General features: G+C 45.5%; 11 protein-coding genes. 2 read left to right on the top strand and 9 right to left on the bottom strand.

From position 1 onward, the window contains the following. Positions 1 to 10 precede the first annotated feature (10 nt). Entirely contained in the window at positions 11 to 2,143 is a 2,133-nt protein-coding gene (locus ACQ4XT_RS07550; protein ID WP_446853147.1) for a heterodisulfide reductase-related iron-sulfur binding cluster, read from the bottom strand. 212 nt (positions 2,144 to 2,355) lie between these two features. Here ACQ4XT_RS07550 and cls point away from each other — a divergent pair, with 212 nt between their 5' ends. Continuing rightward, entirely contained in the window at positions 2,356 to 3,540 is a 1,185-nt protein-coding gene (gene cls / locus ACQ4XT_RS07545; RefSeq protein ID WP_446853146.1) for a cardiolipin synthase, read from the top strand. 6 nt (positions 3,541 to 3,546) lie between these two features. On the opposite strand, the gene ACQ4XT_RS07540 is transcribed toward cls, so the two are convergent. The 6 genes from ACQ4XT_RS07540 to speE all read right to left on the bottom strand — a co-directional run bounded on the left by ACQ4XT_RS07540 (position 3,547) and on the right by speE (position 8,935). After that, positions 3,547 to 3,726, bottom strand: a complete 180-nt coding sequence (locus ACQ4XT_RS07540) for a XapX domain-containing protein (RefSeq protein ID WP_089654841.1) — start codon at positions 3,724 to 3,726, stop codon at positions 3,547 to 3,549. 766 nt (positions 3,727 to 4,492) lie between these two features. Continuing rightward, positions 4,493 to 6,160, bottom strand: coding sequence for an arginine--tRNA ligase (gene argS, locus ACQ4XT_RS07535; RefSeq protein ID WP_446853145.1), 1,668 nt, complete (start codon positions 6,158 to 6,160; stop codon positions 4,493 to 4,495). Further along, positions 6,157 to 6,597, bottom strand: coding sequence for a YwiB family protein (locus ACQ4XT_RS07530; RefSeq protein ID WP_446853144.1), 441 nt, complete (start codon positions 6,595 to 6,597; stop codon positions 6,157 to 6,159). The genes argS and ACQ4XT_RS07530 overlap by 4 nt, the downstream gene beginning before the upstream one ends. 84 nt (positions 6,598 to 6,681) lie before the next feature. After that, positions 6,682 to 7,128, bottom strand: coding sequence for a hypothetical protein (locus ACQ4XT_RS07525; protein ID WP_446853143.1), 447 nt, complete (start codon positions 7,126 to 7,128; stop codon positions 6,682 to 6,684). Positions 7,129 to 7,226: 98 nt separating this feature from the next. Beyond that, on the bottom strand, positions 7,227 to 8,099 hold the full coding sequence (speB, locus tag ACQ4XT_RS07520) for an agmatinase (protein WP_446853142.1): 873 nt from the start codon (positions 8,097 to 8,099) through the stop codon (positions 7,227 to 7,229). Between the two features lie 5 nt (positions 8,100 to 8,104). Then, the gene (speE, locus tag ACQ4XT_RS07515; RefSeq protein WP_446853141.1) at positions 8,105 to 8,935 is read right to left on the bottom strand and encodes a spermidine synthase; all 831 of its coding nucleotides are present in this window, start codon (positions 8,933 to 8,935) and stop codon (positions 8,105 to 8,107) included. Positions 8,936 to 9,074: 139 nt separating this feature from the next. Between speE and ACQ4XT_RS07510 the strand changes: the two genes are divergently transcribed. Then, entirely contained in the window at positions 9,075 to 11,126 is a 2,052-nt protein-coding gene (locus ACQ4XT_RS07510; RefSeq protein WP_446853140.1) for a transglycosylase domain-containing protein, read from the top strand. A gap of 372 nt (positions 11,127 to 11,498) precedes the next feature. Here the strand turns inward: ACQ4XT_RS07510 and ACQ4XT_RS07505 are convergent, their stop codons facing one another. Together ACQ4XT_RS07505 and ACQ4XT_RS07500 are read right to left on the bottom strand one after the other, a co-directional pair. Beyond that, a complete protein-coding gene (locus ACQ4XT_RS07505; RefSeq protein ID WP_446853139.1) occupies positions 11,499 to 11,843 on the bottom strand; it encodes a YolD-like family protein in 345 nt (114 codons plus the stop codon). Positions 11,844 to 11,980: 137 nt separating this feature from the next. Further along, on the bottom strand, positions 11,981 to 12,208 hold the full coding sequence (locus ACQ4XT_RS07500; protein ID WP_446853138.1) for a hypothetical protein: 228 nt from the start codon (positions 12,206 to 12,208) through the stop codon (positions 11,981 to 11,983). Positions 12,209 to 12,263: the final 55 nt, after the last annotated feature.

The raw sequence follows: 12,263 nt of genomic DNA, 5'->3' as shown, positions 1-12,263 counted from the left end.
AAACGTTTGATTAAGCGGTCTTCTCTTCTGTTTTATCAAACATGGATTTTGCGAGGATTTCGGCAATATCCATCGTGCTGACTTCCTCTTCCACTTCTTTCGCTTTCGTTCCATCGGAAAGCATCGTCAGACAGAACGGACATCCACTGGAGATCATTGTCGGTTCTACTTCAAGCGCCTGCTCGGTACGGGCGACGTTGACGCGGTTTCCGGATTTCTCTTCCATCCACATCATCCCGCCTCCGGCTCCACAGCACATGCCGTTGGAACGGTTACGCTTCATTTCCACCACTTCGACTCCAGGAATCATTTCTAACACTTCACGCGGTGGCTGATACACTTCGTTGTAGCGGCCGAGGTAACAGCTGTCGTGATACGTAATCTTCTCTTTCACGACCCCTTCCGGTTTCAAGCGACCCTCTTTCAACCATTCGGCAAGCATTTCCGTATGGTGATAAACTTCAGCTTCAAGTCCGAAGTCCGGATACTCATTTTTGAAAATGTTGTAGGCGTGCGGATCGATCGTAATGATTTTCTTCACGTTATGTTTTTCGAATTCTTTCATGTTCTTTTCAGCAAGCTCCTGGAAAAGGAATTCATTCCCCATACGACGGGCCGTATCTCCGGAGTTTTGTTCTTTGTTACCAAGAATTGCGAACTTGATATCCGCTGCATTCATCAGTTTGGCAAAAGCCATCGCGATTTTTTGGCTGCGGTTATCGTAAGAGCCCATCGAGCTGACCCAGAATAAGTATTCGAATTCTTCTCCTGACTTTTTCAATTCTTTTACAGTAGGGATTTGAACATCCTCATCCAACTGTCTCCAGTCTTCACGTTCTTTCTTAGAAAGTCCCCACGGATTTCCTTGACGTTCGATGTTCATCATCGCACGCTGTCCATCGGCATCCATTTTTCCTTCTGTCAAAACTAAGTAACGGCGAAGGTCGATGATTTTATCGACGTGTTCGTTCATGACCGGGCAGGCATCTTCACAGTTTCGGCAAGTCGTACAAGCCCATAGCTCTTCTTCTGTGATGACATCTCCAATCAAGCTCTTATTATTCACTGCATCAAGCGTAGCTGCTGCTTCATCTGATCCTTGAGAGCGGGACATTTGTGCGAGCGTATTTCCTTCTGTTCCGGAAAACGCATAAGCAGGAACCCATGGTGACTGGCCGGTAACAGCCGCTCCTTTTTCTGTCAGGTGATCTCTCAGTTTCACGATCAGATCCATCGGAGAAAGCATTTTCCCGGACCCTGAAGCTGGACAAACATTGGTACAGCGTCCACATTCCACACACGCATAAAAATCGATCATCTGCAGCTGATTGAAGTCTTCGATTTTTCCAACCCCGAAGGACACGTCTTCTTCATCGGCATCTTCGTCAATCTCAAAATCAATCGACTTCAATTTTCCTGGTGGTTCTTCACGACTCAAAAACACGTTCACGGGTGCTGCAATTAAGTGTGCGTGTTTGGATTGAGGCACGTAAACCATGAACGTAAGCAGGATGAGCAAGTGAATCCACCACATGATGAAGAACACAGTCGCAGCTGCAACCGGAGGCAGCCAACCGAAAGCGCTTGCAATTCCGGACGCAACTGGTTCTGTCCATGCACCTTCATGGCCATGCCAGATGAGTCCCATACCATTTCCTACTAGAACGGTTACCATCAACGTCCCGATAAAAATAAGGACAAGACCTGCTTTAAAGCCCCGCTTCAAGCGAACCAATTTTTCAATATAACGGCGGTAGAACGCCCAAATGACAGCGACAAGGATCGTCAGTGTCACGATTTCCTGGAAGAATGTAAAACCTGGATAGAAAGGGCCTAAAGGCAGGTGAGAATCTGGAGCCAGTCCCTTCCAAATAAAGTCGATCGCCCCGAACTGGACGAGGATAAATCCATAAAACATCATGACATGGATGATGCCCGACTTTTTATCTTTCAATAGCTTCTTTTGTCCGAATACGTAAATCCAAATCTTCTGCAAACGCCTCTTCAGCTGTCTGTCATACTCGAATTTTTTCCCCAGTTTAATGTAAGCGACGCGGGTCTGAACGACACGGACGAACAAGTACAGGCCGTAGACAAGGACGCCAAGGAATAAAATCCAGTTTGCCACCAACAACGGATTCATTGGTTCTCCCCCTCTTTGTTGTTGTCGCGCGATGGCGACTTCCCTTTTCTCCGATCAGAAAATCGACAATTAATCTTATAATTTTCTGAATCTTATAGCTTTACTATAAATTATGAATGAGCATTCAGTCAACATATTTTCTCGTTTTTCCTTTTGAAACCTTTAAAATCGGGGAAACTATCAGGAAGGTATTTATTAAGGAGGGACGAAAGATGCTCGTCACAATTATTCTATTCATCATTTTATTTGTTTTGTTACTATTCATTGACTTCAAAATGGGACGGGCAGAACATAGAAAAAACCCACGGCCCCTCCCGCTTCCTGAAACCCGCGGGAACTATAAACTTTATAAAAACGGTTCGGTTCTTTATGAACAGATGTTCCAGGAAATTTCCGAAGCTAAAAAACAAGTCGACGTCTACTTCTACTTGATCGATAACGATTATATTAGTGAGAATTTCTTAGGAGTTCTGAAAAACAAGGCTCGAAACGGTGTCACTGTCCGTCTACTTGTCGACAGGCTTGGAGGATACAAAATCAATAAGTCAGCTAGAAAAAAACTAAAAGACGCAGGCGTTGCCTTTTACTTCGCCGAAACCCCCAGGTTTCCCTTCTTTTTTTATCGATTAAATAGGAGAAATCATAGAAAAATAACGGTGATTGACGGAAAAATAGGATATTTGGGTGGATTTAACATTGGAAAGAATTATATAGGGGAATCTGCGAAATTTGGAGACTGGAGAGACTATCACCTACGCTTAACAGGCCCCGTCGTTTCCGAAATCCATAAGGTTATGCTGGATGATTGGTACCTGGCTGCAGGGGAAAAAGTGTCGCCTTGTGAGCCTTCTGATGACGGGCATCACAAAATGAATATTTTAGCGACCGACGGGGTGGAGCTCGAAAAAGAATTTGCAAAGATGATTGATTCTGCACAAAAAGAAATTTTGATCGGAACGCCTTATTTCATCCCGACAGAAAAATTGCAAACAGGCTTAAAACAGGCGATATCCAGAGGGGTCGAGCTTCACATTATGATACCGATGAAGGCCGACCACCCCTTTGTAAAACCGGCAGCTATCCCTTATTTGAAAGAGTTATACGACGAGGGAGCTTCGATCCGCTTGTTTGATGCGGGTTTTTACCATTCGAAAGTCGTCATGGTAGATGGAACATTCGCCGATATTGGAACGGCCAACTTCGACCGACGGAGCTTCTTCTTGAACAAGGAAGTCAACACCTATGTGTATGATGAAGACTTCATCAGTGACTTGAGAGCTGCTTACTTCGAGGATGCCGCTGATGCCATCCCATTTGATGAACACTGGCTCAAGCGCCGTTCATTCACCACCCGCCTGAACCAGAGAATCGCCGTATTGTTGAGGCCTTTCTTGTAATTTCTTTCACTTGAAAAATTCAGCAAACATTGGTCCTGCCCATGCCATAACCTTAAAGCCGAGGTAGATCCCAATGATTCCTGCAACTCCAGCAAAGGCAGGCGGTGCTGGGATTGGTAATTTGAATCCTGCAAAAACGAGTCCTACGATAAATCCTGTAATTAACGCGAGAATGACTTCTTTCACCTTTTCCACAACCTTTCGATATGTAAGATACGGAAATAGTTTTTGCTTGCATGCGTCTTGTCATGCAAGCTTCTTTTTATGTTACGAAACCCCTCCTCTATTGATTCACCAAAAAAGCCAACGGATTCCTATATAAGCTCCCTATTCACGAAAACTCAGTTGCGAGACTTTTGTGGAGTGGATGGGGGCTGCGGGGAATGACTCGCTTTCCGCGGGAGCGCGGTGAGCCTCCTCGGACTGCGTCCTGTGGGGTCTCACCCTGCACTTTTTTCCCGCAGGAGTCTCGCCGTTCCCCTCCGCCCCTTTGCCCTATAAGTATCTCGAAACTACATCTGTAATAAACCACTTTTATGCACTTGATCATTGACTCTCCAGTCCGCTATTCTGCATTTTAAACCTTGGTATAGAGCGTTTTGTGCTCATAAGACCAGGGTGTAGGGAGGCACCTCTTCTAAGCAAGGGGGTTCGTTTATTCCCTTTACGAATGGGGTGGTTGGGAAGCTGCGAGACTCCCGCGGGAATGGATTGGCTTGCAAGACCCCACAGGACGAAGTCCGAGGAGGCTTGCCGTCATCCCCGCAGGAAAGCGAGTAGCTTCCCAGCCAACCCCTGACTCCTAATAAAGCAAACGACCCCCAAAACTCTCGAAATCGTGTCTTAAACAACCCTGCCATATACTTCAATAATATAATACCCTTTTGTGTAAATATAGAAAAAGAGCGCCCCTGCTCTATTAGCAAAGACGCCCTTTTCCTAGTATATGGAATTACATTTGGTTTGGTGCAGAAACTCCGATTAATCGAAGTGCATTGTTCAGCGTTGTACGTACGGCTTTCATCAACGCGATTCTTGCTGCTGTCAGCTCTGGATTTTCATCGTCGAGCACTTTGACGGCATTGTAAAAGCTGTGCAGGTTCGATGCGAGATCGAACGCATATTGAGTCACGCGGTGTGGCGTGCGTTTTTCTGCTGCATCCGCCACCACTTGCGGGAATTCTCCTAGACGTTTGAGAAGGTCTTCTTCTTTCTCCGCTGTCAGGTAGCTTCCGTCATAAGAATCTTTCACTAGACCCTTTTCTTCTGCCTGTTTCAGCATCGTGCAAATGCGGGCATGTGCATATTGTACGTAATACACAGGGTTTTCGTTCGACTCTGAACGGGCAAGGTCCATGTCAAAGTCGAGGTGAGAATCACTGGAACGCATGGAGAAGAAATAACGCATGGCGTCTATTCCTACTTCTTCCATCAGTTCACGAAGAGTGACCGCTTTTCCTGTACGCTTACTCATTTTCACCTTTTCTCCGTCTTGGAAAAGGTTCACCATTTGAATAATTTCTACTTCCAGCGTATCTTTTTCATAACCTAGCGCCTGGATCGCCGCTTTCATACGTGGAATGTATCCATGGTGATCGGCTCCCCAAATATTGATCAGTGTATCAAAACCACGATCCAATTTGTTTTTATGATAGGCAATATCCGGCGTCAAGTACGTGTACGTTCCGTCATTCTTAATGAGTACGCGATTCTTGTCATCCCCGAACTTCGTCGTTTCAAACCATGTCGCATCATCTTTTTCGAACACATACCCTTGATCTTTTAATACGGCAAGGGCATCTGTGATCTGATCGTCGTTGTACAGAGAAGTTTCAGAGAACCATTCATCGAATGGAACGCGGAATTCTTCCAAGTCTGTTTTGATTTTATCCAAAAGGAATTTCAATCCATACTCACGGAAGAACTGAAGGCGCTCTTCTTCCGCAACATCGACCCATTTCTCGCCATCTTCACTGACGAGCTTTTCAGCTAAACCGACGATATCCTGACCATGGTAGCCATCTTCCGGCATGCTCCACTCTTTTCCGAGATTCTGCATATAGCGGGCTTCCAGAGATTTTGCCAGGTTAGCCATTTGGTTTCCTGCATCATTAATGTAGTACTCACGGGAGACATCGTATCCTGCTGCATCCAATACGTTGCATAGGGAATCACCGACTGCCGCTCCACGGGCATGACCTAAGTGAAGCGTCCCTGTCGGGTTGGCAGAAACAAACTCCACCTGGATTTTATGCCCTTCGCCACTATTGCTGCGGCCATATTCCTCATCAGCATTTAATATGGTAGGTACTAATTCCGTCAAATATTGATTGTTCATGTAAAAGTTAATGAACCCGGGTCCGGCAATTTCAATTTTTTCAATCGATGCTTTAGACTTGTCGAACTGCTCCACAAGATCAGTCGCGATGGCACGCGGATTCTTTTTAGCTACGCGCGCGAGCTGCATCGCCATGTTTGTAGCATAATCTCCGTGCGCTTTGTCTTTTGGCTGCTCTAGGATTACTTCAGGCATCTCTTCCTCTGAAGCCAATTCAGCAGCAAGGACTGAGCGTACGATTTCATCCTTCAGTTTTTGTTCCATTTGTTCAACGATATTCATGAATCGCTCTCCTCCTCAAACGTCAACGTCAAGCGGTGGGCTTGAGTCACTTCATGGTTTAAAGTCATGGTATAGCTTAAATACAGTCGTCCTTGTGCGGATTCTCCTAATGATTGGAATTCCACTTTATCTGTATAGGTCTTCATATGAAAATCACCATAGGTATGATGATACAAATTTTCCGTCTCCGTGGATGTCTGGAAAACCTGGCGCATCTCCACGCCACCGCTCCGTTTGATGCTGACATGTTCTGGTTTGACCGTCACCATCGTACTGACCGCTTCTCCGTCTTCCGGGTGCTCAGTAAAGGTGAGCACTTGCGTATCGCCTCGTTTGAAAAACTGCCCAGATTCCTGGATCTTCATCGTTTCTTTACGATCCCCATCCTGTATCTCCGTTACAAGCTGCACCTGGACATCTTTTGCGTTACTTGGCATCTTCCCTCCACCTTTTCTATCGCCTTTTTTACGTACATGATATAACTAATATATTATAAGAATTCGAACAGAAAAACGCAAGCATCATTGTAACAGAAGGTTGACGTACTCATTGACTTCCTTGACCTGGGCGACATGATTCGGAATGGAATATGCCGCATATAGAACTAGGATAGCCAAAACAATCGTCAAGTACCACTTGAATGATAGATTTTTTTTGAACGGACGGCGGTCCGGAACAATGACGAAAAGTAAAAATGGAAGCAAGAGACCGATCACCCATACATCTGTACTCCATTGTTTATTTTCCACAGAAACAGCCAATGTGAACTGCAAAAGGTCGTTCATGCGATCCTCTACGTTCACTTCTGCCACCTCTTCTTTCCCTATTCCTTCAAGGATTACGAGTGTATCTCCATTCAACTCATACGAGATATTGGATGGGTTCCAATTTGCTCCGTAAGTGAGAAACAGCAAAGGGAGCATAATCAATACATAAATCCCTGCCACTCCTATCGTCTTTTTATCCAAAACAAATGCTCCTTTATATCGTGTCTTTTCAAATAGGTCAATCCATATAGAAAAGCCACCATGAAGACCTCTCACAGTGGCTTGTTCCATTCTATCATTTATTTGACGAACCCTAAAAGCATTTCGCGGATGAACTTGCCCGCAGCAATCTGCGTCTTCTCTGTCGGATCATACGCGGGAGCGACTTCAACGAGGTCCGCTCCCACAATGTTCAAATCGCTGTCGGCTATCGCATGGATGCTTGCAAGCAGTTCTTTCGACGAGATCCCGCCCGCTTCTGCCGTCCCTGTTCCAGGGGCAAAGGCAGGATCGAGCACGTCGATATCAATTGTGACATATACCGGACGGCCGGCAAGTTCAGGCAGCACTTTTTTCAAAGGTTCCAACACTTCAAACTTAGCCATATGCATACCAGATTCTTCGGCGTATTGAAACTCTTCACGCATGCCGGAACGGATGCCGAATGAATAGACATTCTCTGCCCCCATCAGCTCACAAGATTTGCGAATCGGGGTTGAGTGGGACAACACTTCCCCTTCATACTCTTCACGAAGGTCCGCGTGGGCATCGATATGAATAATGGCGAGGTCCGGATGTTTTTTATACATCGCTTGAATGACAGGCCATGTGACGAGATGCTCTCCCCCTAGACCGAGGGGGAATTTTCCTTTTTCAAGCAATTCATCGATATACCCTTCAATAATATCCAGACTCCGCGCAGCATTCCCGAAAGGCAGCATCAAATCGCCGGCATCATGATAGTCCACTTCTTCCAGGTGACGATCAAGGTACGGGCTGTATTCTTCCAGCCCAATGGAAGCCTCACGTATACGATTCGGTCCGAAGCGTGAACCAGGACGGAAGCTGACAGTCCAGTCCATCGGCATGCCGTATATGACAGCGTCCGCTTCTTCCTCCGTCGCCCGGCTCATGATAAATACTTTTCCAGAGTAGGATTCATCAAAACGCATGGAAGTCACTCCTTCGTAAGATCTTTGACGAACTTCGGCAGTGCAAAGCATGCGCGGTGGATTTCGTCTGTGTAATATTTCGTATCGATATCTTCAAAACGTTCCTCTTTGACTTGTAGAGGGTCATGAACTTTACTTCCCATCGTAAATGTCCACAGTCCACTTGGATAAGTCGGGATGTTCGCTGTATATACTTTTGTAATCGGGAATGTTTCTTTCACGTCGCTATACACCTGGCGGATCAGATCCGCTTTAAACCATGGGTTATCCGTTTGGGCTACGAAAATGCCATCTTCTTTCAATGCTTTGGCAATTCCCTCATAGAACCCTTTGGAAAAAAGATTAACCGCTGGACCAACAGGTTCGGTGGAATCAACCATGATGACATCATACTCGTTTTCACTTTTGGCGATGTGCATGAAGCCATCATCCACTTTCACTTCTACCCGTTCATCTTCAAGTGCCCCGGCAATGGAAGGCAGATACTTTTTCGAATACTCGATGACTTTCCCATCAATTTCAACAAGAGTTGCTTTTTCTACACTCTCATGTTTCAAAACTTCACGGATGACGCCACCATCTCCGCCACCCACGACAAGAACGTTTTTTGGGTTCGGGTGGGTAAACAATGGAACATGGGCAACCATTTCGTGATAGACAAATTCATCCTTTTCTGTCGTCATGACCATGTCATCAAGAACGAGCATATTCCCCCACTCCGCTGTTTCCAGCATCTCTAAATCTTGAAAGTTTGTCTTCTCACTGTGCAGGGAGCGATTGACCTTCGCTGTAATCCCGAAATGATCGGTCTGTTTCTCAGTAAACCATGTACCCATGTTGCATTTCTCCTTTTTCATCTATGAAATATCTTTCATCGTTTATACGTTTGTTTCACTCAAGAAGTTTATTTTACTACGTATTCTCACATAATAATAGCAGTCTTTATACATTCGTAACAGTTAGGAGTATAAAAGAATGCGATCATTTTTCAGAACCACTTATAGATGGGCGATCCGAGGAGTGAAACTCACCGTCTTTGGCACAATCATAGGGATTGTCGGAATCATCGGCGTACTGATCTACGCCATCACCCAGGGGCCTCCATCATTGATGACTGAACAGAATACCGTCTTCTATGGGACGGACGGGGAAATCATAGGAGAAGAGCAGGGCGCAGAAGAACGTTACTGGATCAATATAGAGGAAATGCCCGAATCTATCAAAGACGCGACACTTGCGATTGAAGACCGGCGTTTCTATAACCACTTCGGTTTCGACTTGAAGCGTATTGCGGCAGCTGCGCTTACGGACCTTAAGCAAATGAGAATGGCCGAGGGGGCCAGCACCATCACCCAGCAATACGCAAGAAACCTATACCTGTCCCATGATAAAACGTGGAAGCGGAAACTGAACGAGGCTCTTTACGCTCTACGATTAGAAATTTTTTATAACAAAGATGAAATATTGGAAGGTTACTTGAACACGATCTATTACGGACATGGGGCTTATGGGATTGAAGCTGCGAGCCGGCAGTATTTCAATAAACATGCAGAGGACCTTACTTTGACTGAAGCCTCCATGTTAGCTGGAATCCCTAAAGGTCCGACCTATTACTCGCCACTCGCAAACGCGGAACGAGCAGAAGCAAGACAGCAGCAAATCTTAGCTGAAATGGAAGAGAACGGCTATATCACATCCTCTGAAAAAAGAGCAGCTGTAGAAGCGAGCATCTCCTATGCGGACGATGAAAAAGAAGAGATCCAGGAGATTGCTCCCTATTTCCAGGACCAGGTCGTTACAGAAGCGGCTCATCTACTTGATGTAGACAGAGAAAGTGTGCAGACAGGCGGCTATCATATATACACCACTTTAATTGAAGCTCATCAGCGAATTCTGGAAGAGCAGGTGAAAAGAAACATTCCAGGAAGTGAAGAAATCCAAGTCGCATCTGCTGTGATGGATGGCCATTCTGGAGCGATCACGGCCCTTGTCGGTGGTAAAGATTATGGAGAGAGTCCGTTCAACAGAGCCACCCAGGCGAAACGGTCCGTTGGTTCTACTATCAAACCTTTTCTCTATTATGCAGCGCTTGCGGAAGGGTACTCCCCTGTCACGATGAAAGAGACGCAGCCTGTTGAGATTGAAGTAGAAGGTAAAACCGATCCTTATATTCCATCCAACTTCAACGACCAATATGCAGAAGAACCAATTTCCATGGCTCAAGCCCTGGCCGTTTCCGATAATATTTATGCAGTGAAAACCCACATGGATATCGGACCAGAAAAACTAGGAAAAACGATGAAGACATTCGGGGTCGAGGAAACATTCAAACCACATCCTTCCCTTGCCTTAGGATACTCCTCCATCTCCCTTTTTGATATGGTCAGTGCCTATGGAAAAATGGTGAAGGGAACGGAGTCCATTGAAGGTCATACGATCGCTAAAATTACGGACCGGCACGGGAATGTTCTTTATGAATACAAACCATCTTACAATAAAGACGATGCTGTCGATCGAGTACGGGCGTTCACTGTCTCCCACATGATGACAGGAATGTTCGATCCTGTCTTAGATGCCGATTATGCATCTGTCACAGGTACTCCAATCAAAGGGAAGCTTTCACGCATGTATGGAGGGAAATCCGGAACCACCGACAACGACAGCTGGATGATTGGCTTCAGCCCTCAATACGTCTCCGGTGTATGGGTCGGTTATGACGAAGGCAGTAAGCCGCTCGAAGACTTCAACGACCACCGATATGCCAAAGCCATCTGGGCGGATACGATGGAGAAAATACATGAGAATGAGCCTACAGCTGCCTTCATTCCACCACCAGGGGTAAAAGGAGTCTACATTGATCCTGAAACCGGCTATGTTGCAGGTCCCAACTGTCCTCAGGAAAGGTTAGTGTACATGGAAGAGTCCGATATTCCTAAGGATGTTTGTGGCGGGGACGAAAGTAAAGATGTGGATGATGAATTTAAAGATGATCCATGGTTCAAAGATGTGGTGGACTGGTTCTTTTAAAGCGTTCTCGGTCGCTTTGGAGCGATCCATGCCTCCTTTGGCGCGATCCTCGCCTCCTTTGGCGCGACTCTCGTTCCCTTTGGCGCGACTCTCGTTCCCTTTGGCGCGACTCTCGTTCCCTTTGGCGCGAAAGGTCATCCTCACAACGGATGACCTTTCGCTTTTTTTAAAAAAACAATGAATCAACGTTCATCACAAAATAAAAAAAGACAGAGAAAACGACCGGGGGAACCGGTCGCTTTCTCTGTCCTAGTAAACATGTATAACCCATGTGTTACTTAATATATTACCCTTATCGCTGATTCGTCAAGATTGGGCGTCTGAATTCTTACACTTTTTTCATGAACATTTTGTGAACAAATCGTGAACACCTTACAAAATAGCGAGGTCAGCAATATCATTCAGAGAGATGCGGACCTTCTCTTTCGTCTGTCCATCCACCCCTACTACTGTGTGGTTGTTACGGTTTACATGGGTCACCTTCATCCTTATATCTTCATACTCGAAACCATTGTGGACTCTGACCTGGACAGACAGATTGTCCGTTAGTGCCCGCTGCAAAAGAAAGTCAATTTCGACAGCTTTCTGTTCATCCATGATTCCTTTTTCTACACGCTGATCTTCTTTCCAAAGTTTTTTCACCATCTCTACATGCTCCGGTAGCATGAGCGATGTCCACTTGATCGTCCCGCGATCACGATTCCGGTTATCCATCATTGGCTCCCTCCACCACGAACGTTTGTTCTTATTCTATCATAAAAGAGGGAATCGTAAACTGGAATTTTCATACTTAGCCACACAGTCCTATGTCCCTGTGCCTCTTTTTAAAAATGGGAATAGAGACTTGCCTCGTCCTAATCCAATTCTTTGTTTCCTGCGTTCGCCTTTTTCTGATAGCCGAACACGAATATGCAACTCACATAGATCACGAAAGCGCCTGAAATAAACCATAATCCTGATGTTAAATACTCATGATCTGCGTAAAAAGACCATTTAAACAGGAAATGAAGGATTCCTGAGATCAATCCCACAAGAGCAATCACAAAATGAAACACTACATCATCTTCTAAAATCTTTTTCAAAAAAAACACTCCTTTCTTTCACAACAAAATCTAATGAGAAAGAGGGAAACCCTAC

Source organism: Halobacillus sp. 12SKB, assembly GCF_052941655.1.
The sequence above is the reverse complement of the archived record's forward strand: the minus strand, read 5'-3'. Positions and strand labels throughout refer to the sequence as shown.